Below are 23868 nucleotides of genomic sequence, written 5' to 3'. Positions count from 1 at the left end.
AACGAAAGACCAAGAGAAAAATTAAACTTTTCTACTCCAAAGTGTGAGTTCTTTAAACACGTTTTGTAATTTTGCACTTGCTGGTTGACTCTGCGTGCTGCAAAAAGCATATTTTTTAGTAATCTTTCGGTACATTCTCCTTTTTAATGTTTATCTTTGCAAAAGATAGAAGGAGAATGTACCGATTGCATTTCTCCGTGAACTTAAATAGAGAACTCCTTAGAAAAGAAAAGTAATAAGGCTATGTCAAATCAGAATAAACAGCATAAATTTAGAAAGTCGTTGACCTTTAAAGTCCTTTGTGGGCTGGTTGTCCTCTTGGTTTTAGGGTTAGTTTATAATTTCATCGTGGCTGCCGACGATGCTCCCATGACCGAAGAAGAGCAGGAAGAGGTGCAACAACGTAACGCAGATAGGGACACGATTGATATTGTCGGTAATTATCTTTGGCCAGACATGAAGCCTTCAAAGGAAAAGGAAACGACCGATGAGGATAAGACTGTTGATGCTGAGAAAGATAAGAACGCTAAAGACGAAAAAGGCAAGGCCTCATCTGAGAGGGAACAAACGACCCATCATGATGCTCCTATTGCTGCTCCTGCACCAGACATAGCTCCTTCTTCTGACCTTCCTGCCAAGCAGACAGCTCCATCTATTGAGAAGATGGATGCGCCAAGGATAGAGAAGATAGAATAGTCTGACGACTTTTAGATTTGAAAAAAAAGTCTTTAAGGTTCATACATTCACTTTTTTATGTTCGATATATCGTCTTGTAAACATGTTCTGGAGCTTCTTGAACAAAGGAGAGTGGATTTATAACGACTTAAAAGAAAGAGAGGTAGACAATGAAAAGGTTATTTTTATTTCTTTTTGTAGCAGTCCTTATTGCAGGTTGTGCTACTACCTATTATGATTCCGAAGGTAATCCTGTACCAAAGGAGAAGATGAATCAGTTGCGAACCGCTGCTGTGAAGGCTCACTTAGGAGAGCATCGTTATCGTATCTTCGTCGACCGCATGTATCCAATGCGAGGTCCTGCAGTCTATTTACAGTATGATTGGGGGATGGAGGTGAGCGGTGACTCTGTCGGTCTCTTCCTCCCTTACTTCGGTAGAGTCTACCAAATTCCTTATGGACGCGGCGGAGGCTTGAGTCTTGTTGAACCTCTAACGAGTTATAAGGAAGAACCGATGAAGGACGGACGGCGCATCTTCATGACAACACGTAATGATTTTGAGAGTTATCAGATAGTTCTTGAAGTATTCGACAATGCTACTGTCTCACTTATCGTCAACCCCAGTGGAAAGGAGTCTATCAGCTTTTCTGGTGTGATGGAGCTTAATGATGTTTTTACACCAAAGGGTCAAAAAGCAAGTAAGAGACACCAGACAACATTTATGAAATTATGATTAACCGACTTTATACTTTGTTCCTGTCACTGTTCGTAAGCCTTGTGGCCTACGGACAGACGGCAGGAACAATTGCATCTAAGGATGCTATGCTCTATGATTCGTCGCGCCATCTGTACGAGAATGGCAATAAGCTGACGATTGTCTCTAAGGATTTGGAATGGCCAAAGGGCTTGGGTGGTTCTGTGCTGACCGAGTTACAGCAATATCTTACGGCCTTCTTTTTTGGGCAGGCATCAGATAGTTACGATGCTGGGTGGAAGAAGTTCGAGTCCTTACAAGGTAAAGAAGTGCATGCGATAAAGGACGATACGGGGAGAGAAAGGCGTTATTATGATATGGGTTTGCGCTGTCTATGGTTAGAACAGGGACGGTATGTGTCTTTCCTTGCCCGTCTGGAGGAGCGTAACGAGATAAGGGTTATTACGCAAAAGTATTCTTATTTCACCTTTGACCTTATTAATAAGAAGGTGTTAACACAGAAGGATGTGTTCAATCAGACACGTATGTGGCAGGATGCTAACATTCGTAGTCAGTTCTGTGAACTATTAGATTATATGGCGAACACGCATACAGCAGACTCTATAGATTGGGATCACCTTCCTAATCAGTTTGCTTTGGAAGGACAAAACATACGCTTCGACCTCGGTGTAGACAAGAGTGGAGGGGTTTATTCAGACGTGACTGATGACATGGTTGACGTACTTTTCTCTAAAGACTTTAAGCGATGGATGAAGCAAAAGGTATCAACTGAAGGCAATACAAATCTTCCTATGGAGGCTGTATATACTACTTTACCTACTGACTCGGTGTTCCCTGAAGTATTGCCACAGTTTCAAGGGAATGTAGCGGCCGCTATTGGGCAGAGTCTTTCTTATACGAGTATTACTCCCGAAACGACTCCTGTGAATAAAACTTTCGTCTCTTTTATTGTCGATTTGGATGGTTCATTGAAAGATATCACCTTTCTAACGGTTAATAACATCGAGTTAAATCGTGCTATTGCAGCAGCTCTTCAACTGTTGACAGGCTGGAAACCTGCTATGCACAATGGTAAACCTGTGGCTTGCAGATATAACCTCCCGCTTATTCTTCATTTCCAATAAGAGTCGTGCGGAGCCTTAGCACGTGTGGTGCGGATGGTAAGCACCAATGGTGCGGAGGCTTCGCACCAAGCAAACAGATGTAGATGTGATTGTCGATAAAGAGTTGGTTCAGAGTCGATTAATGCTTGTTCTTTGCTTGTTTCAAAGGTGAATGAAGCACGAAAGCATTTGTTTTGTTTCACCAAAGGGAGGAGACGGAAAGTTGATAGGTTATACTTATCTTCTTTTAGGGTATGGTTGTATGCTTTTCGTCCTTCTCTTTTTCAGCTTGATATAGGAAGTCGTAAATGATTTCTGTAACCCTTTCTTGCCCTTCGTTAGTAAGTCCTGGAAGGGTGAAGATTCTTCCCTTTGTTGTATAAATTATCTGAACGATGAAAGGAACGAAGTAATAATGGTAGTCGTTTATCCCTTCTATTTCATCAGCAGTTACTTCCGTATATTTGCAGCGTAGGCAATCGTAGAAACAAATATGGTCACCTTTGATGGATAGATAGTCTTTTTCCCATAGTTTTTGGCAGGCAACAAAAAGTCTGAAAAGCCAAAACGAAACAGTATGAAGTATGAATGAGAGTGCAATAATGAGCATGAAAGGATGGGCAGCGTCTACACCTTTGTGCCCAAAGAAAAACCATATATAAAAGAAGACGGCAATGGATATGAATAACGCTCCTAAGAGTAATAAGCCACTATATTTGTATTTGATAACCATCTTAGAATTGTGTGTAGATAAAAGGTTGGATACTATGATGACTAAGATTAATAACTAACTGCATAACAACAGCAAAGATACATAGCTTTACAAGCCATGAAGAATTGATAAACTTACTTTGCAGCCAGTTATAGTCAGTCTCTCGAATACTATGAAGTTCTAAACTTATGAGAACAACGGCCAACCACAGGGGGTATTCCTTTAGGAAGGTGTAAGCGTCTGTAAGGCTTACTGTATGCAGGATATTGTTGATTAATGTCGTAGCAGTCGTCATGTCCGCCGCACGAAAGAATATCCATGCAAGAGAAACATAGCTAAACGTAATAAACCAACTGATAGTTTTGGTGTATTTATTATCTGGTATCCTATTCAGACCATTGTTCCGGCAGAACTTATGAATGACCAGTCCAATACCATGAAGTACGCCCCATACGACGAACATCCACGATGCGCCATGCCACAGACCAGCCACAATCATTGCCAAGAAGCTATTGAGGTAGGTGCGAAGCTCGCCTTTTCTGTTACCTCCCAATGGGATGTAAAGATAGTCACGGAACCATGTGGAGAGGGCTATGTGCCAACGATGCCAGAACTCAGTGAGGTTCAGACTCTGATAAGGAAACCTGAAGTTGTCTTTTAATTCGTATCCCATCAGTGCAGCAACACCAATGGCAAGGTCGCTATAGCCTGCGAAATCGAAGTAAATCTGTACTGAGAAACCTAATACACCCATCAGGTCACCGAAGCCACTTTGGCTTGCTGGGGCATCAAAAACAATGTTATTGTATTGTGCGATATAGTCGGCTATGAGGGCTTTCTTTATTAATCCGCAGATGATGAGCCATAGTCCTTTATAGACAAGGCGGTCGTCGACCTTATTTCTCAGTGTTTGAACCTGTGGAAGTAATACCTCAGCACGGGTGATAGGACCAGCGATAAGAAGTGGGAAAAAGGTAAGGTAGAAAGCGTAGTCAATGAGTTCTGCCGTCTTGGGATAGTGCCCCTTATAGATATCAACCGTGTAGCTGATAGCTTGAAAGGTGAAGAAAGAGATACCGACAGGCAGCAGCATCTTCTCAGGAGAGAAGTTACTACGTAGGAGTTCATGGAATATCTCAAGAGTAAAGTTTGTGTATTTGTAGTAGAGTAGGGGGATTAACTCTGATAGAATGACGAGGGCAAGTCCAATTTTACGCACCTTTCCCCGTTTTAATCGCATCATAAAGCGAGTGAGATACCATGAGCTAATGGTGATGATAGGCAATAGCCACATCAAAACTCCATTCGCTTTGAAAGCAAAGAAAAGGCTGAAAGCAATGATGTAGACCTTAGTCCACATCGGTCGATAGCGGTTTAATCCGATGTAAATAGCGAAGAAAACAAGGAAGGAAACCATAAAAGGAAATGTACACAGCGACCAGTTCTTGTCTTGTGAAGACAAGAAATCGAATAAGGCGGTTGTTAGCTGTGTTATCTCTGCCATCTATCAATCGTTTAAGTGCTGCTTCTTTCCTATTTAATAACCCTCGAAGGAAGGTTGTAAAAGCTTTGTATTCGTAGCCTTATGATGGGCTTTGGGTTTATTAAGTAGCAGTGGGTTGGCACACTCCTTACTCTTAATAAACTTCGCAGCGGTATCCATCCAGTAGGCTGCTGCAGCCCAGGTAGGGTGATAATGGTCGCTACCTCTTTTGAGTTTAAGGTTACGACTGTCGAAGAAATGGCCCTTCCCAACATTCTCTTCTATAACATCATTGATGCCAGTGTCGCCGTTCCAGTTAGAAGGACTTATCCATACGAAGGGGAGATTACCTAACTTTTTAACCAACTGCTGTACGTATTGCGTGCGATTGGCAAGGTCGTTGATGAATAACTCATTACTTCCAAGACAGATAAGGACGTAGGTTGGCTTGTATTCAGCAATGAAGTGCTCTAATGTTTGGGTTGTTCCCCAGCGCTCTGTAGTAGAACTATACCAGATGACGGTATATAGTTTATGGCCGTTCTCACCTGCATAATCACCCAGCCTACGTGATAGTCCTTCCACCATAGAGTCTCCTATAAAAAGGATAGTCTGGTTGCGACGCACCTTCTTAGCGGTATGCTTTATGGGTTTTGACCTCTCAATAAGTGGTTGACTGAGGTTGGTAAGGGTAATTTTGCGGATGGTATAGTTGCCCATAGTTATCTCTGTTGGGATAACAGCATAGACAATAATGGCTGCCATGACAGCAGCCATCAAGAGTAATGTCTTTATCTGGGCCTGCATACGAGCGTCTTATTTCAAGGTAATCTCTACAGGACAATGGTCGCTTCCCATAATCTCTGTATGAATTTTGGCGTCTTCAAGGCGGTCTTTGAGACGTTCTGATATAAGGAAATAGTCAATACGCCACCCCGTGTTTTTCTCTCTTGCACGGAAACGATACGACCACCAAGAGTAAGTAACCTGCTCTGGATAAAGAGAGCGGAAAGTGTCGATGAAGCCATTACTTAGCAACTGGGTCATCTTCTCACGCTCTTCATCCGTGAAGCCAGCATTCTTGTGGTTGGTTTTTGGGTTCTTAAGGTCTATCTCCTGATGGGCAACATTCATGTCACCACATACGATAACGGGCTTAATAGCATCGAGTCTGTGAAGATAAGCTTGGAAGTCTTCTTCCCACTTCATACGATAGTCCAATCGACGAAGCCCATCCTGTGAGTTCGGTGTATAAACAGTTACGAGGTAGAAGTCTTCCATCTCGAGTGTAATCACACGTCCCTCATGGTCGTGCTCATCAATATCAATACCGTAGGTGACGTTCAACGGCTTATGCTTAGTGTAGATAGCGGTACCAGAATAGCCTTTCTTGTCAGCGTAATTCCAGTAAGATTCATAACCAGGAAAGCTGAGGTCGAGTTGTCCCGCTTGCATCTTCGTTTCTTGAAGACAGAAGAAATCAGCGTCTAAGTCCTTGAATTGCTGCTCAAAGTCTTTCCCTACGCAGGCGCGAAGCCCGTTTACATTCCATGAAATAAACTTCATTGTATTTCTTTCTTAGCTGTTATTCTTAATTAAACCTTAATGAGCTTGTTGTTATCTTATATCTTTCTCCCTGTAAGAGAAAAGCTGACAGGTGTGTCAAAGTCGTCCTGTTTAGTTGCAGTTGCGTGTGCCTTGTCTATTCTCACTAAGCTGTTTATAGTGAATTGTATTGCCATCTCTGATCTACTCATCGTGTAGCTATTATAAAACAGATTATTCCTATAGGTAACAACGCCTGTTAACTCGTAGGTTTCACTGCCTGTTGTTACATCAAACTTGAAGTTAGGCGATAAGTTGAAAAGCACGTAGTCATCTTGTAGTAGGAGTGTTGTAATATAGAATTTTAGGGGTGCTTTCTTCGCATTCAGTAGGGTTGTGTACAATGGAGATGCCGTATTCTTTGATACACCATTCGCTAACAAATTATAAGGAAAGTCGTTAACTATAATAGTAGAGTTCTTGTTTGCTGTCCAAGTGACTATTGTCAAGACTGAGTTGGGTGTGTTATTATCAGTTCTCAAAGTGCCGTTATAGGTGCCGACCATGTTGTTGAGCGCTTGTTCTGCAGTCTTTTCTGCGTCAGGAATATTGTTGTCTTTAGAGCAGCTTGCCGTAAACAATGTTATTACAAGTGCGCAAATGACTATCGTTGTGGTTTTTATAGTCTTTCTCATAACTTTGGGTTTTAAGTTTATTGTTTGTTTCTTCTATATTCTCTTGGTCTCACCGCGTAGCAAGTCCATAAACTCGTTGCGGGTCTTACTTGATTCAAATACACCACTATAAGCACTTGTTGTGGTGATAGAGTTCTGCTTCTCCACGCCACGCATCTGCATACACATGTGCTTTGCTTCGATGACAACCATCACACCTTGTGGCTTCAGTGTATCATTAATACACTGCATCACTTGTTCCGTTAGGCGTTCCTGCACTTGTAAACGGTGTGAAAAGATATCTACAACACGTGCAATCTTGCTCAAACCAGTAATATATCCTTTCGGAATATACGCCACATGAGCCTTACCATAGAACGGAAGAATGTGGTGTTCGCACATAGAGAAGAAGTCAATATCTTTCACAATAACCATCTGATTATACTTCTCTTCAAACAAGGCATCGGTCAATACTTTATGTGGGTCTTGTGTATAACCACGCGTAAGTACCTGCATTGCCTTTGCAACACGCATTGGAGTCTTCTCCAAACCTTCTCTTTCTGGGTCTTCTCCTAAGAGAGTAAGCACCTGCTTGTAGTGTGATGCGAGTTCGTCTAACCCTTCTCGGAATGGTGATTCAGGAATCATATTATTATAGTTTCTTGTTAATTGTATATGTTCTGGTCCTTCGCTCTATTAATAAAAGGTAGGACCTTTAGTTACTTACGACCTGAGAAGTCTTAATGGTTACCATCATACGGACTACATTGGCATGTGGATAACCCTCTGTACGGAGTGTCCGCATAACCTTCTTAGCCGCATTATAGTTAGTGAAATTACCCACAAGACACATCCAACGTGGCGAATAGAAATGTACGTAAACGGGCTGGTCTGGGAATAGCTCCTTGGCTTTCTGACCAGCCTTGTCAGCCTGTTGATGAGCAATACGAGTGTTACCACCGCTATAAACCTGTACACGGAAGCCCCTAACCTTCTGTGTTCCTTTCTTAATACGTTTGGTCACAATCCGCGTGTCTTCAACCTCATCCCATGAAGGGACGTGCGGTCTTCTGACTAAACGTTTGACCATCTTGGTCCTAACTGGTTGTAAGGTACTGTTGTCAGGGCGTGCTATCTCTGGTTTATGCTCGTTTAGCTTCGGGACAGTCAGCTGTCTCGTGTCTGGTGTCTTGATAGCTGGACGTGCGCTCTCGTTTTGACTCTCTACTTTCTGTCGGTCTTTACTATTTTTCTTTGAAGCTTTCTTACCATTCACCAATGCGTCAATCTCGGCACTCTGCGATACCGTTACCGACCCTTGGGCATTAGCAGCCACAATGGAAGTCAGCATAAGAACTATGATTGTAAGGAGTCTTTTCATTCTTTAGTCTTTGATAAGTGAAACAGAGGTTGTATCAAAGATGCCAATGGTTGTTGACCGAGTGGCAGATTGATACAGCCTCTTAGATATTCTTTAATTACTTCTTCCAAGCGTCGATGATAGCCTTGAAGTCAGCAGCCTTCAGTGAAGCACCACCAATCAAACCACCATCAATGTCTGACTTACTAAACAACTCTGCAGCGTTGCTTGCGTTACAGCTACCACCATAGAGGATAGATGTGTCTTCAGCAGCCTCTTTACCATACTTCTCAGCAACGATTGAGCGGATATAAGCTAACATTTCCTGAGCCTGATCAGATGTAGCTGTCTTACCAGTACCGATAGCCCAGATTGGTTCATAAGCCAAGATGATGTTCTTCCACTCCTCAGCTGTAAGGTGGAAGATTGACCCCTCGAGTTCAGCCTTTACTACTTCGTTCTGCTTCTCAGCCTCGCGCTCCTCAAGCGTCTCGCCGCAGCAGAAGATAACCTTCAATCCGTTAGCCAAAGCCAACTGTACTTTCTCCTTGAGAATCTCTGCTGTTTCACCGTAGTACTGGCGACGCTCTGAGTGACCAAGGATTACATACTGTGCACCAGTGCTCTTTACCATAGCGGCAGAAACCTCACCTGTGTAAGCTCCCTTAGCCTTATCAGCACAGTTCTCAGCACCGAGAGCAACGCCCTCAGCGTCTAAAACTTCTGCAACACTTGCAAGGTGAATGAATGGAGTACAGATAACAACATCACAGTTAGGCTTCTCTGCCTTCAATGACTCGTTGATTTCCTTTGCCAAAGCAACACCTTCTTGCAGGGTCTCGTTCATCTTCCAGTTACCTGCTACAATTTTCTTTCTCATTTGTCTTTTACGTTTTAAAAGTTGATATAATCTATTTGATTGTTCTTTCTGTATTATCCATTGCTCTTTCTGCTTAAGCCATTCCTCCCGTTTTCTCACCCATCTTGTCCATGACCAGATGCGATCTGCAACAATGAGAAGGGTCAGTGGGAAGATATAGCAAATAAGTATCAGTACTATCTTTGTCCATGTCTCATTCTCTGGTTCGCGTCCTATCTCTATGAGTGACAATGGTGCGTTTAGTTCTGCTTGTTTGGGTAGGTCGTTATGACTCCACTTGTTGATGATAGTACCTTTGTAAAGCAGTACTAAACCAGGGTTACTACGGATGATAGTCTTTAAGGTTGTCCCATCAGTTGTGTAGAAAGGGTACTCTGCTCCAGTGATGTCTCGCCAATGTTTTACGGCTTTATCCGTACTTGCTGTCAATCCATAGAAGCCATAGCCGTTCTCCTTAGCATATTCATAGATAGCATCTATCTCACCAAAATTACTATCGTCTGCACGTTCCAATACAGGGGCAATGAGTAGGAAGGTATATCCATCCTTGGTTAGTATGCTGTCAGTAAGGTCCTCTCCCGTCTTTTCGTCTGTAATTGAAAAGTCGTGAATAGGTGGTTCGTAACCCTTTTCAAGTATCTCTTGGTGTGTATCTTTGAACACCCATGTAGAGTCATTGTAAGGGTAATCATTCTCAGTGAACTCTTTTGTTACGCCATTCTTCTCACAAATGAAGGTCGTCTTATAAGTTGTTAGCTTAGCCCCTTTAGGAATTTCCATCCCTTTTTTGATATTCTGTCCGATGTAATAAGGACGGAAATCAAAGATAGGCAGATGATAAAGACTCAGTGTGGAGGCTGTGACAATGAAGACAATCGTGAAATAGAAAGCTATCCATTGGTTTGTTTTTGATACAAAGCGCACTTGATGAAGCGGCCAGCAGGCAAGGATGATAGCTGCTGTCAAGAGGATAAGGTTCTTAATGAAAGTCTGTGTGTTCGTAAGGTGAATGGCATCACCGAAGCATCCACAATCCTGTATCGGATTGCTTACAGTAAGCCAAAGGGTCACGAGCGTCATCACTACCATCATGATGAGTGAGAGCTTGCTGGCGAGTCGGCGACGTATAGCAAGCAAGAGCATCACACCCAAGGTGAACTCTATTGCTGATAGTCCGACAGATAAAATCAATTGTGCCCAGTCTGGAATATATGCCGACAACTGTGCTGCCTCTAAGTATTCTGCAATCTTATATTGCGAACCTAAAGGGTCAATTGCCTTGACAAAGCCTGAGAAGATGAATGTCAAAGCAAGTAGTGTACGGCTTAAGTTTACCAGTATGGACTTTAATTTATTCATGTAGTTTGATTGCTCCAAAGCCTGCGTAGTTCATTATATCCATGTAGTTGGCATCGATACCCTCGCTAACAAGCGTTGCTCCACCAAGGTCTTCTATCTCTTTAATACGCTCAATCTTTGTCAAGATGAGGTCGGTATAGCTACTGACACGCATATCGCGCCATGCTTCGCCATAGTCGTGATTTTTCTTAATCATTAATTCGTAGGCCTCTTTTGCGTATCTGTCGTACAGATCTAAAGCTTCGTCAGGGGTCATATCGACGCTATCAACAAAGCCTTTCTCCAACTGGATAAGTCCTACAATACTGTAGTTTATCAGCGCAATGAATTCTGGGCGAATACCTTCACCCACCAAACTCTTACCTGTAATCTCCAAGGAACGGATGCGTTTCGCCTTGATAAAGAGCTGATCAGTAAGGGAAGAAGGACGCAGAATGCGCCATGAAGCACCATAGTCATGGAGCTTCTTTGCGAAAAGACTTCTGCACTCAGCGAGTACATCTTGAAAATCCTGCTGTGTCTTTGTCAGTTGACTTGCCATAGTCTTATATTGATTTGACTGCAAAAATACGTAATTTCGCTGTAATAAACGAATGAATTAACAACTATTCCTGTGTTTAAGGTTGGTTCGTAAATCATTGTGAGCAATTACAACAAGGACTTGAATATCCTTTGTCAATCTTTGTGTTGAAGATAGATAGGTGTCTTTCGGTCGGTTTACAAGGTTTTCTGAGGGGCTTAACCCTAAGTTTTTTTGAGAGAAATCGTATGCCTTAAGGTTTTTCCATTAGTTTATTGGTTGTGAATAGAATAAAGGGTTATACACTTGTATGGTATTACTTTCTTATATCTGTTGGTCTCACAAAGGAGGATAAACTGCAGGGTAAAATACAAATTGATACCCTATCTATTCGTCTTCAGCAAACAACTTATTTCCTTTATTGTGTGATGTTTGTAAAATATTTTATGCAGTTCGAAGCCAATATATGCTCTTTTGGCTTCTAAAAGACGGCTAATTAGCTTGTAGAAGGAGCCCTTTTGAGGTCTAACTAAGGCCCTTTTGGAGTCTAATTAGGCACCTTCTTTGGGCTACTTTATAACTAATTGATTTTCTGTTGGTTGTATACTCACTTCTTATCAGTGTTTTTGCCTTTATTTATAGATGTTTTATACGGAATTATGTAATGATTTTTCAGAACCTTGTCTGCGGGATTTGATATTAAAAAAAGTCTTTCAATCTTCGTAATACTTTGCCTAAAACTATACGAAAGATTATAAAATAAAAGAGCGGGAACGCCTGTTAGGGACATTCCCGCTCTGTGGATGTATGTGTAAATGCAGTATAGTCTTATGGTGCTACTACTACTTTTACCCAGCTATTCGTGTCATCGTGATTGGCTCTGTCATCGTTAGCACTTTCTTTGAATGGCTTTACTTGTTCCAGTTTAGCCTTTTGTGCAGCAGTCATTGTGACAGTAATGTTTGCTAAGAAGCCATTTGGGGTTTGGCTACCAGCGTATAATTGTGTTAAATCAGTAAGGTGGCGTATGTCTAATGACGTGAGCTTATTATGAGCAACTCTTAGTTCTTTTAATTTTGTATTGTTGGAGATGTCAAGAGTTGACAGGGGAGTGAACGATGTATATAGCTGTGTTAGTTTTGTGTTGTGTGTTACATCTATCTGAGTCATTCCTTTTAGTTGATTTATATCAAGTCTGCTAAGGTTTGGATTGTGTGATACATCTACAGAACTTATATTTGAGTCTGCTATGTCTAAAATCTGTAGACTTGCTCCTATAACGTCTAATCCCTTTATTTCTTTTGCTGCAGAAGATGTGAGATTGATTTCTTTCAACTTAGTTAGAAGGCTGAAATCATAGCTTTCAATTTTAGAAAAGGAAGCCTTAAAGATTTCCAGATTTCTATTCCCATCTAAACCAATAACAGCTAATAAACTACCATCTGAGGCAGCATTAAGTTCTTTTAATTTAGGAGTATTGGTGGTGTTGATATACTTTATATTAGAACTATAATATGTCTGTAATTTTGTTAATGAAGGCATATTGCTTGCATTAACAGACTCAAGACTACCATTACTATATAGCCCAAGTGCGCTGAGTGTTTCGTTATCACCTGTTACAACTTCTTTTAGTCCACTTAAATTATGTGCTTGTAACTCTATTATCTTATTTAACCCGGTTACATTTATCTTTGTTACTAATGGGCTACCACTAAGTATTATTCGGTTAGTAATCTGTGGATATTTGTTGAAATTTAGTTCTCCTGCGAGGTTCTTATTATCTTCGAGAATTAGTCCTGTTACATTACGATAGTATTGTAGCTCATCAATTGATGTTAGCTTGTCGTTTTTGTTAATCTTCAATATACCCTTGTAAGAAAGGATTTTCTCCAAGTTGTCTGCTGCATAGATGTCTAGGTGTCCATCTGCGGTTGTAGTTAAGCCGCCTAATACCTTCGCACCAACAGCCTCAATCAGACCCTGATTCTTGAGGATGAAAGCCTTAGCCTTAGATGCATCAAGTGTCATCTCACCGAGGTCGTAAACCTTGGCACGCTGAATGTTGATTTCTTGCTTAACCTTCTTCAAGATAGCTTTGCCATCTTGCATGATAAAGACAAGCGTCAAACCCTGTGAAAGCTTTTGTTCTGGGAGTGCAATGTAATATGCCTTGTTCTCCTCAAGGGTGCCAGACTCGGCTTTTAGGTTTACCACCGGAGAAGCCGCAGTGAACTCGTTTTTAGCCGCACTAATCTTTCCATCAGTAGCAAAAGTGATAGTTGACTTTAAATTACCAGCAAGGTTCTCCTGCCCAATAGCAAGTAATTTCACCTGCTTTACGTCTGAAGTTCCTTTGATGGTAAAGCGGAGCAAACCACCAACATTGTATGCAATGAATGGTTTTCCACGCTGTGGAATGATACCAACAGATACATTCGCCTTTGGATCAAATGTGCCTGCAATGGCATTTTGTTCCTTTGGAAAGTTGTATTGGTATATTGCTTGGGTGTTACTGTTTGCTGAAATCTTCGCATCCTGCTGATAAGGATACATCATGAAGTATGATACGTTATTGACATTTGGTGCTTTTCCCCAGAAATGTACGTCGCTTCCTGCAGTAGGAGTTGTGAATGGGAAATTCTTGGCAGAGGGTGATTTAAAGCCAATACCAATCTTATCGTTTGCTTGCCAAGTAACAGTTGCGCCGTCTGAGCCAAGTACTGTACGTGTGACAGGCTGTGAAGAGCCTGCAATAAAGCTCATCTCAACGAGATTCTCACTGTCACTGTCGCCGTTTCCGAAGTCGTCTTGAGAACATGATACTGTGATAAGTGCAAGTCCTAAGCACAGTAAGTATGCTTTAAAATGTTTCATATAATTCTTTTTGATTTTTTGTTCGTTTTTTGATAAGCTTAATCCTTTGTGGTTAAAATGGTGAGTCATCGTCAGTACCATCTTCAACTCTAAGGTTAGGATCGTGAGTTTCTGTAAATCCCTCGTGCTGAGTACCATGCGCACTATCCATTAAGAAATCACCTTCTGTCTCTATTTTGACCAGAAGGGTAGATGGTTTTTGATATACTTTCTTCATTTTTTCTCCTTTTTGTTATCCTATTTACTCTCTTTGGATATCATGGTTTTCTTTTGATTCTTTTGTTATCCGTGACCGACTTCTTTATGTCTTTTACTTTGTCGTCAGTCCTTTTCTCTTGGACATCTCCGTTAGATGGAGTCCTTAATTACTGATATCACAAATCCGTATTCGGTGGTTATTTTATCTTTACACGGTCTTAAAGACTTATTACCAAGTTCTTTACCGTCGCTTTTTTTAGTGGGTTGCAAAGTTAATCATTCTTCTGTAAACAGTAAAAAAGCTTGTTGGAAACTTTCTAAAACGAAACTTTAATTAACGTATCGATCGTGATTAATCAGCTTTTATTGTGATATGTTAACGTTTGTCTAATGGTACTTTCCATTTAAGTTTAGCCACTTTTGTAAGCGTGAAGATGAATGTTGTATATTCTTTTTACCAATTTACTTGATTTACATCATGCTTATCTATACTCGTAACTTGCGTTATTGTGTAAATAGTTAGTTGTAAAAAGCGTATTCACTTACTTTTAGTCTTGTGAGAGTTAAGGAAATTATGTATCTTTGCATGACTCTTATTATTAAAGATAACATTATTTTATGCGAGATCTTTCAGATGCCGAATTGGCACAGCTTATAGATAAAGACATATTCCATCACATCTCATCTGCAGCAGATAAACTTGGCTTAGAATGCTATGTTGTAGGTGGTTACGTTCGTGATTTGTTTTTGGAACGTCCGTCAAACGACATTGATGTTGTGGTTGTAGGAAGTGGTATTCAGGTTGCAAGTGAGTTAAAATCCATCTTGGGGAGGAAGGCGCATTTGTCAGTCTTTCGTAACTTTGGAACAGCGCAAGTAAAGTATAAGAACATAGAGGTGGAGTTTGTCGGGGCACGCAAGGAAAGTTATAGCCACGACAGTAGGAAACCTGTAGTAGAGAATGGCACATTAGAGGATGACCAGAACCGCCGTGACTTTACGATTAATGCGATGGCTGTTTGCTTGAATAAGGAACGCTTCGGTGAGTTAGTAGACCCATTTGGAGGCATTGATGACCTTTGGGATGGTATTATCCGTACTCCTCTCGATCCAGATGTAACCTTCTCAGATGATCCATTGCGCATGATGCGCTGTGTTCGTTTTGCCACACAGCTTAATTTCTTCATAGAGGATGAGACCTTTGAAGCCTTGGAGCGAAATGCAGAACGAATTAAGATTATCAGCGGGGAACGCATAGAAGAAGAGTTGAATAAGATTATGATGACGGCAACTCCAAGTAAGGGCTTTATTGAGTTATACCGTTGTGGTCTCCTGCAGCTTATTCTGCCTGAGCTTGTTGCACTCGATGTTGTGGAAACAAAGAATGGTCGTGCACATAAGAATAACTTCTATCACACCTTAGAAGTGTTAGATAATATTTGTAAACATACGGATAATCTATGGTTGCGGTGGGCAGCCTTGTTACATGATGTGGGGAAAGCAAAGTGTAAGCGATGGGATACAGTGGCTGGGTGGACCTTTCATAACCACAACTTTGTGGGTGCAAAGATGGTCCCAACAATCTTCCGACGTCTAAATCTCCCGATGGATAGTAAGATGAAATATGTGCAGAAGCAAGTAGACCTACACATGCGTCCGATAGTCATAGCCGATGAAGAGGTGACTGACTCAGCCGTTCGGCGATTGATGAATGATGCTGGTGATGATATAGACGACCTGATGACGCTCTGTGAAGCAGATATAACAAGTAAGAATGCGGTACGAAAACAGCGCTTCTTAGATAACTTCCGTATTGTTCGTGAGAAACTAAAAGACCTGAAAGACCGTGATTATAAGCGTTTGTTACAGCCTTGTATTGACGGTAATGAGATTATGGAGATGTTTAATCTGAAGCCGAGTAGAGAGGTGGGAGAACTGAAAAAGACATTGAAGGATGCTGTTCTTGATAATAAGGTACCCAATGAGCGTGAGCCACTATTAGCTTTGTTACAAGTAAAAGCAAAAGAGTTAGGATTGATATAAATAATAAATGTTAAAAAAGTAAGTGCTTGTTCGATGTCAATGGATAAAAATGTGTATCTTTGCATACCGAAAACTAAAACACTTAGTTTTGGTTTTATAAGGGCTTAGACTTACTGATAAAACCCCTTAGAGGTACATAGTTAGAGTCTTACTATTTGTGAGAAAGAATATAGAAAAAGAATATTTAATATTATAGGTATGAAGAAAAAAGGTGTCTTACTGGCTGCTGTTGCAGCAGCGGCAGTGTTACTTACCAGCTGTAAGGGAGGCCAACAGGGTCTTCCTACAAGTAATGAGTATCCAGTAGTAACGATTGGTGCAGCTAATGCACAGTTGAAGACAACATTCCCAGCAACCATCAAGGGTGTACAGGATGTTGAGGTTCGTCCGAAGGTTAGCGGTTTTATTACAAAACTGTATGTACATGAAGGTGAGTATGTTCATGCTGGTCAGGTGCTATTTGTAGTAGATAACTCTACTTATCAAGCTGCAGTACGCCAAGCTGAGGCACAGGTAGCATCAGCACAAAGTGGTGTTGCAGGTGCACAAGCTCGTGTCATTCAGGCAAATGCAAGCCTCAATTCTGCCAACGCACAGGCTGCCACTTCACGTTTAACATATAGTAACAGCAAGAACCTATATAATAATAAGGTGATTGGCGAGTATGAGTTGGAGTCAGCAAAGAATGCATACGAGACAGCGCAGTCGGCTGTTAGTCAAGCACAGAGTAGTGTTGTCGCAGCTAAGACAGCTGTGACTCAAGCAGTAGCAGCTGTTCGTCAGGCTCAAGCTATGCTTGCTACAGCTAAAGATAACCTTGGTTTCTGCTATGTGAAGAGCCCCGCATCAGGCTATATTGGTAGCCTCCCATATAAGGAGGGAGCTTTGGTAAGTGCTTCTTCAGCACAGCCAGTTACCACAGTCAGCAATAACTCTTCAATAGAAGTTTATTTCTCTATGACAGAAGCGGATGTTTTAAAGCTCAGTCGTACTAATAATGGATTGAGTAATGCCATCAAGTCTTTCCCAGGTGTGAGCTTGATATTGGCTGATGGAACAACCTATAATCATGAAGGAGTCGTTGTTAAGACCAGTGGTATTATTGATCCAACAACAGGTACAGTAAGTGTTATTGCTCGTTTCCCTAATCCAGAACACTTACTGAAGAGTGGTGGAAGTGGTCAGATAGTTATAGCAAAGACTAACAATCGTGTATTGTTGATACCACAGGAGGCTACCGTACAAGTTCAGAATAAGGTCTTTGTCTACAAGGTTGATGCTAAAGACACAGTACGTTATAGCGAGATAAGCATTGATCCACAGAATGATGGTATCAACTATATCGTGACAGGTGGTCTTAAGATGGGTGATCGTATTGTAAGTAAGGGCGTTTCCAGTCTTGAAGATGGTACATGGATTAAGGCTCTAACCCCTGCGGAGTATGATAAAGCCATTCAGAAAGCAGAGAAATTGGGCGAGAAGCAGAGTTCTGCCTCAGGCTTCCTTAAAGCAATGAAGGGCGACGATAAGTAGGTGATGAGTGTTGAATGATCGGCGATGATGTATTGCTTAACTCATTCAATACTTCTAAACCCTAAATAAATAATTAGGTATTATGACATTTACGAATTTCATTAAACGACCGGTATTATCAACGGTTATATCAATCTTCTTTGTACTCTTGGGTATCATTGGATTGATATCACTGCCTATTGAACAATATCCGAATATTGCACCTCCTACGATTTCTATTCAGACATTTTATCAAGGAGCTGATGCACAGACCGTATTGAATTCAGTTATTACACCATTGGAGGAGAGTATCAATGGTGTTGAGAACATGACTTATATGGAGTCAACAGCAACCAATGCTGGTATGGCAATGATTACTGTTTACTTCAAGCAGGGTGCAGACCCTAATATGGCAGCAGTCAATGTACAGAACCGTGTGTCACAAGCACAGGCGTTGTTGCCTGCTGAGGTAACACGTGCGGGTGTGACGGTGTCAAAGCGTCAGAGCTCAACTGTTGTTATGTATTCATTGACAACAGATGACGGACGATATGATGATGAGTTCTTGACGAACTATAACAATATCAATATCGTGCCAATGTTGAAGCGTATCAATGGTGTCGGTGACGTACACACACCGGGTATGAAGACCTACTCTATGCGTATTTGGCTCCTGCCAGATAAGATGAAGCAGTATGGTCTTGTGCCTTCTGATATTTCTGGTGCATTAGCAGAACAGAATATAGAAGCAGCACCAGGTTCTTTCGGTGAGCAAAGCAAGCTTAAATTCGAGTACACCATGCGATATAAGGGACGTTTAAAAACGCCTGAAGAGTATGGTAATATTATTATCTCAAGTAATACAAATGGCCAGACTTTACATTTGCGAGATGTCGCTAAGGTAGAGTTAGGTGGCTTGATGTATTCTGTTGCCATGCGTAACAATGGCCAACCAGCTGTGTTAGGTATGGTCAACCAGGTTGCTGGTTCGAATGCTACTCAGATAGCTGAAGATGTGAAGACAGCCTTGGCTGATGCTCAAAAGCAGATGCCACCAGGAATGAAGGTTACGATAGAGCAGGATGTAACAGAGTTCCTCTTTGCATCTATTGCGGAGGTTATTCGCACATTGGTTATCACCCTTGTGCTGGTATTCTTCGTTGTTTATATCTTCTTGCAGGACTTCCGTTCAACAGTAATCCCTATGATTGCCGTACCAGTGGCATTGATTGGAACCTTCTTCTTCCTATGGGTGTTCGGATTCTCCATCAACCTTTTAACCCTGTCAGCATTGTTATTAGCGATTGCCATTGTGGTCGATGATGCCATTGTGGTCGTTGAGGCTGTTCATGCTAAGCTCGATTTAGGTTATAAGAGTGCTATGACAGCTGCCATAGATGCTATGAACGAGATTTCAGGCGCTATCATCTCTATTACTTTGGTGATGGCAGCAGTGTTCGTTCCTGTATCTTTCATTGGCGGAACCTCAGGTACTTTCTATCGTGAGTTCGGTGTGACAATGGCCGTGTCAATCGTTATCTCTGCTTTGAACGCTTTAACGTTATCACCTGCACTTTGCGCTATTTTCTTGAAGCCTCATGGTGATGATGAAGAACACAAGAAGCTGTCACGCGTAGACAGGTTCCACATTGCTTTCAATGCTCAGTATGAGAAGATTAATAGTAAGTATCAGAAAACCGTTGAGAAGGTTATCAATCATCGTTGGATATCAGGTGTATCTGTCGTCCTTGGTGTTATAGCTCTTGTTCTGACAATGACCTTTACACAGACAGGTCTTGTACCTAACGAAGATACAGGAAGTATATATGTCATGATTAGTACTCCTCCTGGAACCTCTCAAGTAGAGACGCAGAAGGTGACCGACCAGGTGGATAAGATGTTGGCAAGTAACCCTTATATCGAGCGCCGTGAACAGATTGTTGGTTATAACTTCATGGCAGGACAGGGTTCTAACCAGTCGACTTTTATTATTAAGTTGAAGCCTTTCGCTGAGCGTGAATATGGCATGATAGAACGCATTAAGTCTGTCTTTGATGGGGCTGGTATTGCCGGACTGTTTATTGACCCAACTTCTTCAAATATGGTTTTGGGTATGATTTATAAGCAGACTTCAAGTATCAAGGGCGCACAGATTATTGCTTTTGCACCGCCAATGATTCCTGGTTATGGTATGACCAATGGTCTTTCCTTCTCTTTGCAGGATAAGACTGGTGGCGACTTGAATAAGTTCTTTAAGATAGCACAGGATTACATTGCTGCGCTGAACAAGCGTCCAGAGTTTAGCCGTGCACTCACTACATATAATCCTAACTATCCTCAGTACATGGTAGACGTTGATGTTGCGAAGGCAAAGCAGGCTGGTACATCTCCAGCAGCTATCCTTTCTGTATTGCAGGGATACTATGGTGGTATGTACGCATCCAACTTCAATGCATACGGTAAGCTTTTCCGTGTGATGATACAAGGAACAGCAGAGAGTCGAATGGACGAGTCGAGCATGAATAACATCTATGTTCGTACAGCGGCTGGTATGGCTCCTGTGAGTGAGTTCTGTACGTTGAAGCGTGTTTATGGACCATCAAATATCACTCGTTTCAACCTCTTTACGTCTATTGCCGTTAGTGCAACACCTGCCAATGGAGTGTCTTCTGGTCAGGCCATTAAGGCTGCCGAGGAAGTTGCTAAGCAGATATTGCCACAGGGATATGGCTACGAGTTCTCAGGTTTGACACGTTCTGAGCGAGAGTCTTCTAACTCAACGGCGATGATCTTCGTGCTTTGTATTGTGTTTGTCTATTTGATTCTTAGTGCACAGTATGAGAGTTATATCCTTCCGTTGGCCGTTATCTTGTCAATACCATTCGGTCTTGCAGGTGCGTTCATCTTCACCTTGCTGTTTGGACATAGCAATGATATCTATATGCAAATATCCTTGATTATGTTGATTGGATTGTTGGCGAAGAATGCTATTCTTATCGTTGAGTTTGCTCTTGAACGCCGTCGTACGGGTATGGCGATAAAGTATGCGGCTATCTTAGGTGCTGGTGCACGTCTTCGTCCTATCTTGATGACTTCTTTGGCAATGGTTATTGGATTGTTGCCATTGATGTTCGCAAGTGGTGTAGGCCGTAATGGTAACCAAACATTAGGTGCTGCTGCCGTTGGAGGTATGTTGATTGGTACACTCTGTCAGGTATTTGTTGTACCAGCTCTCTTCGCTGGCTTCCAGTACTTACAGGAGCGTATTAAGCCTCTCGAGTTTGAAGATGAGGCTAATCATGACGTCATTAAGGAACTTGAACAATTTGCTAAAGGTCCTGCACATGACTATAAGGTAGAAGAGTAGTACTATATTAAAAGAACAATAATGAAGAATAAGAATATAATCATCATAGCCCTTGCAGCCCTGTCATTGACAGGCTGTAAGAGCCTCTATGGCAATTACGAACGTCCAGACGTTAAGACGAATGGGATTGTGCGTGACCCTGTTGATGACAAGACCGCACTTGAAGGGGCTAACGATTTCGGTAACCTGTCATGGCGTAGTGTCTTTACCGACCCTCAATTACAGGCACTTATTGAGAAAGCTCTTAATAATAATCCTGATTTGCTCAATGCTGCTTTGAATGTGGATATTGCTGAGCAGCAGGTTAAGATGGCGAAGTTGGCATTTTTACCATCGGTAGTCTTCGCACCAACAGGTACGATTTCTCATTTTGGAACGCATACCTCTTCAACACAGTCTTACACGCTTCCTATTGCTGCAAGTTGGGATGTTGACCTCTTTGGGAAGCTTCGTTCGCAGAAGAAAGCCGCACAAATGCTTCTTCTTCAGTCAAAGGATTATAAGGTGGCAGTGCAAACCAGCCTTATTTGTAACGTAGCTAATCTCTATTACACATTGTTGATGCTTGATCGTCAGAAGCAGATTGTCGATGATATGTCTGGTCTGACAAAGAACACTTGGGACATGATGAAGTTGCAGATGGACTTTGGACGTGCTCGTTCAACGAGTGTTCAGAGTGCTGAGGCGGCTTACTATAGCGTACAGACACAGGCTGCAGACATTCGTCGTCAGATTCGTGAGACAGAGAACTCACTGAGTCTTCTTCTTGGCGAACCTGCTCAAGGGATTGTACGTGGAAGCCTTGATAATCAGAGTCTACCAACGAATTTTGCAGGAGGCATTGGTGTTCAGCTGTTAAGCAATCGTGCTGATGTGCATGCAAACGAGATGGCGCTGGCTCAATGCTTCTATAATGTACAGCAGGCACGTAGCCGTTTTTATCCAGCATTGAACATTTCTCCTACCGGAGGTTGGAGTAATGGCAACGGCATGGTAAACCCTGCTAAGTTGTTATTGAGCGTAGTGGGTAGTCTTACACAGCCTGTTTTCATGCGTGGACAGCTGAAAGCTGGTCTACGAGTGGCTGAAGACAAGTATAAGCAAGCGTATAACACGTGGCAAAACAGTATTCTTAAGGCAGGCTCAGAGGTTAGTAATGCACTTGTAGCCTACAACTCTGCTAACGAGAAAGAGAAGTTACAACAACAGCAAATAGATGTCTTAAAGCAAAATGTAGAACATACGCAGATGCTCTATGCACAAAGTTCAAGCACCTATCTTGAGGTTATCACTGCTCAGCAGAGTTTACTTAATGCTCAAATCTCACAGATTCGTGAGCAGTTTACGAAGCTACAATCTATCGTGAACTTGTATAATGCACTCGGTGGTGGCTCTAAGTAATAAGTTTGTTTAATTCTTAGTATTCAAAAGTATGAGTAGTGTAATTAGTCCAAAAGCCGAGATTTCTCCACGAGCAAAGATTGGAGATGGCTGTAAGATATTCCCATTTGTTTACATAGAAGACGATGTTGTCATTGGTGATAACTGTGTTATCTTTCCTTTTGTTAGTATCTTGAATGGTACGAGAATGGGGAATGGGAACAAAGTGCACCAAGGTTCTGTTCTTGCTGCATTGCCACAGGACTTCAACTTCGTAGGAGAAAAGAGCGAATTGATAATTGGCAACAACAATGTTATCCGTGAGAATGTAGTGATAAACCGTGCTACACACCGTGGATGTAAGACGGTCATTGGTTCAGATAACTTCTTGATGGAGGGTGCACACATCAGTCATGATACCGTCGTTGGCGACCGCTGTGTCTTTGGGTATGGTGCGAAGATTGCTGGCGATTGTGTTATTGACACAGGTGCAGTCATCTCTTCTAACGTTGTAGAGAAGGCTAACACCCGTGTTGGGTCGTATGCTGTGGTACAAGCGGGTACAACATTCTCTCGTGATGTCCCTCCTTATATTATTGCGGGAGGCTCTCCAGTTGGATTCCATGGTGTTAATACCACGATTCAAAAGTCTGCTGGTGTAGAAGAGAAGACCCTCAAGCATATCGCTAATGCTTATCGTCTTTTGTTCTATGGTCAAACATCGGTGTTTGATGCATGTATACAAATAGAACAACAGGTTCCTTCCTCAACTGAGATAAGTAATATTATCGACTTTGTTAGAGGTACAGAGGTTGGAATCATTAGTAAATTATAATTTTCATACCTATAATTTTTAATGTTGGGGAGGGTTAACCGCAAGGTTAGCCCTCCTTTTTTGTTTTTATTATATAGGTTTTTATTTTTATTATATAGGTGCTTTTTTGGTTCTTCCGTTAAATGTGTAGATTGTTCATAGAATGAGATTAATCCACATACATGGTAAGCTTGCCTCCAATAAGATGGTTTTATAAAGGGAGGGGAAACAATATGATAAATGTAATTAGGTGTGATGTCTATCTGTCGTCTACAAACAATTTATTCCTATTAGCCTAATTAGGCTATTTAGTCCAATTGGGCTAATTAGGCTAATAACTTATTATTCTGTTATAATATTTCACATCATAATTTTGAATACATGCTCTTTTGGCTTCTAAAAGACGCCCTTTTGGCTTGCAAAAGATGCTCTTTAAGACCCTTGCTAACGCCCTTTTGAAGTCCAACTAATCAAAGAAAATGAAGTAAAATCGAAGTTGGTGTAAACTGACTGATAATAAGCAGGAAACGGAACAATTTGCATAAAACTGCCTCTTTCAAAAAGGGCAGCAATATGCAGATTTAGGCAGAAGTTCAGTTACCAGAACGTTACCCGATTCTAGCATAGGTAACGATGGAGTAATATTCGGTAAC

The 23868-nt window shown here is 41.6% G+C and carries 20 protein-coding genes; 8 read left to right on the top strand and 12 right to left on the bottom strand.

The window, feature by feature from the left end; genetic code table 11:
• The first annotated feature begins 243 nt into the window (after positions 1 to 243).
• The 3 genes from CHB62_RS04325 (at position 244) to CHB62_RS04315 (ending at position 2515) form a co-directional block, all read left to right on the top strand.
• Positions 244 to 696, top strand: a complete 453-nt coding sequence (locus tag CHB62_RS04325) for a hypothetical protein (protein WP_089365838.1) — start codon at positions 244 to 246, stop codon at positions 694 to 696.
• 149 nt (positions 697 to 845) lie between these two features.
• Positions 846 to 1409 carry a DUF4251 domain-containing protein gene (locus CHB62_RS04320; RefSeq protein WP_089365837.1) on the top strand — a complete coding sequence of 188 codons (564 nt, stop codon included), beginning with the start codon at positions 846 to 848 and terminating at the stop codon, positions 1407 to 1409.
• Positions 1406 to 2515, top strand: coding sequence for an energy transducer TonB (locus tag CHB62_RS04315; RefSeq protein ID WP_089365836.1), 1110 nt, complete (start codon positions 1406 to 1408; stop codon positions 2513 to 2515). The genes CHB62_RS04320 and CHB62_RS04315 overlap by 4 nt, the downstream gene beginning before the upstream one ends.
• Here the strand turns inward: CHB62_RS04315 and CHB62_RS14585 are convergent.
• From CHB62_RS14585 to CHB62_RS04260, 12 genes are all read right to left on the bottom strand, one after another.
• Positions 2503 to 2697, bottom strand: a complete 195-nt coding sequence (locus tag CHB62_RS14585) for a hypothetical protein (RefSeq protein WP_141240401.1) — start codon at positions 2695 to 2697, stop codon at positions 2503 to 2505. The genes CHB62_RS04315 and CHB62_RS14585 overlap by 13 nt on opposite strands.
• Before the next feature lie 44 nt (positions 2698 to 2741).
• Positions 2742 to 3227: a hypothetical protein gene (locus tag CHB62_RS04310; protein ID WP_089365835.1), complete on the bottom strand. Its 486-nt coding sequence runs from the start codon at positions 3225 to 3227 to the stop codon at positions 2742 to 2744.
• A gap of 1 nt (position 3228) precedes the next feature.
• Positions 3229 to 4710 (bottom strand): MBOAT family O-acyltransferase, encoded by a 1482-nt coding sequence (locus CHB62_RS04305; protein ID WP_089365834.1) that lies wholly within the window; start codon positions 4708 to 4710, stop codon positions 3229 to 3231.
• A gap of 33 nt (positions 4711 to 4743) precedes the next feature.
• The gene (locus tag CHB62_RS04300; RefSeq protein ID WP_089365833.1) at positions 4744 to 5496 is read right to left on the bottom strand and encodes an SGNH/GDSL hydrolase family protein; all 753 of its coding nucleotides are present in this window, start codon (positions 5494 to 5496) and stop codon (positions 4744 to 4746) included.
• Between the two features lie 9 nt (positions 5497 to 5505).
• A complete protein-coding gene (locus CHB62_RS04295) occupies positions 5506 to 6255 on the bottom strand; it encodes an exodeoxyribonuclease III (RefSeq protein WP_089365832.1) in 750 nt (249 codons plus the stop codon).
• Between the two features lie 56 nt (positions 6256 to 6311).
• Positions 6312 to 6929, bottom strand: a complete 618-nt coding sequence (locus CHB62_RS04290) for a DUF4840 domain-containing protein (RefSeq protein WP_089365831.1) — start codon at positions 6927 to 6929, stop codon at positions 6312 to 6314.
• A 33-nt stretch (positions 6930 to 6962) separates the two neighbouring features.
• Entirely contained in the window at positions 6963 to 7556 is a 594-nt protein-coding gene (gene folE, locus CHB62_RS04285) for a GTP cyclohydrolase I FolE (RefSeq protein ID WP_009012308.1), read from the bottom strand.
• Positions 7557 to 7623: 67 nt separating this feature from the next.
• On the bottom strand, positions 7624 to 8289 hold the full coding sequence (locus tag CHB62_RS04280) for an SPOR domain-containing protein (RefSeq protein WP_089365830.1): 666 nt from the start codon (positions 8287 to 8289) through the stop codon (positions 7624 to 7626).
• Between the two features lie 97 nt (positions 8290 to 8386).
• Positions 8387 to 10507: a BT_3928 family protein gene (locus CHB62_RS04275; protein ID WP_089365829.1), complete on the bottom strand. Its 2121-nt coding sequence runs from the start codon at positions 10505 to 10507 to the stop codon at positions 8387 to 8389.
• Positions 10500 to 11048: a DUF1599 domain-containing protein gene (locus tag CHB62_RS04270; RefSeq protein ID WP_089365828.1), complete on the bottom strand. Its 549-nt coding sequence runs from the start codon at positions 11046 to 11048 to the stop codon at positions 10500 to 10502. The genes CHB62_RS04275 and CHB62_RS04270 overlap by 8 nt, the downstream gene beginning before the upstream one ends.
• Positions 11049 to 11855: 807 nt before the next feature.
• Positions 11856 to 13901 (bottom strand): hypothetical protein, encoded by a 2046-nt coding sequence (locus tag CHB62_RS04265; RefSeq protein WP_089365827.1) that lies wholly within the window; start codon positions 13899 to 13901, stop codon positions 11856 to 11858.
• Positions 13902 to 13953: 52 nt separating this feature from the next.
• A complete protein-coding gene (locus CHB62_RS04260) occupies positions 13954 to 14118 on the bottom strand; it encodes a hypothetical protein (RefSeq protein ID WP_009012313.1) in 165 nt (54 codons plus the stop codon).
• 599 nt (positions 14119 to 14717) lie between these two features.
• Here CHB62_RS04260 and CHB62_RS04255 point away from each other — a divergent pair.
• The 5 genes from CHB62_RS04255 (at position 14718) to lpxA (ending at position 23236) form a co-directional block, all read left to right on the top strand.
• Positions 14718 to 16142, top strand: coding sequence for a CCA tRNA nucleotidyltransferase (locus CHB62_RS04255; protein ID WP_089365826.1), 1425 nt, complete (start codon positions 14718 to 14720; stop codon positions 16140 to 16142).
• A 198-nt stretch (positions 16143 to 16340) separates the two neighbouring features.
• Positions 16341 to 17675: an efflux RND transporter periplasmic adaptor subunit gene (locus tag CHB62_RS04250; RefSeq protein WP_009012315.1), complete on the top strand. Its 1335-nt coding sequence runs from the start codon at positions 16341 to 16343 to the stop codon at positions 17673 to 17675.
• An 82-nt stretch (positions 17676 to 17757) separates the two neighbouring features.
• Entirely contained in the window at positions 17758 to 21021 is a 3264-nt protein-coding gene (locus CHB62_RS04245; protein WP_089365825.1) for an efflux RND transporter permease subunit, read from the top strand.
• 21 nt (positions 21022 to 21042) lie between these two features.
• On the top strand, positions 21043 to 22422 hold the full coding sequence (locus CHB62_RS04240) for an efflux transporter outer membrane subunit (RefSeq protein ID WP_089365824.1): 1380 nt from the start codon (positions 21043 to 21045) through the stop codon (positions 22420 to 22422).
• A gap of 31 nt (positions 22423 to 22453) precedes the next feature.
• A complete protein-coding gene (gene lpxA / locus CHB62_RS04235) occupies positions 22454 to 23236 on the top strand; it encodes an acyl-ACP--UDP-N-acetylglucosamine O-acyltransferase (protein WP_009012318.1) in 783 nt (260 codons plus the stop codon).
• Positions 23237 to 23868: the final 632 nt, after the last annotated feature.

The sequence above is a fragment of the Prevotella jejuni genome (assembly GCF_900187995.1).
GTDB classification, from domain to species: Bacteria; Bacteroidota; Bacteroidia; order Bacteroidales; family Bacteroidaceae; genus Prevotella; species Prevotella jejuni.
This window is presented reverse-complemented; position numbering and strand designations above follow the sequence as displayed.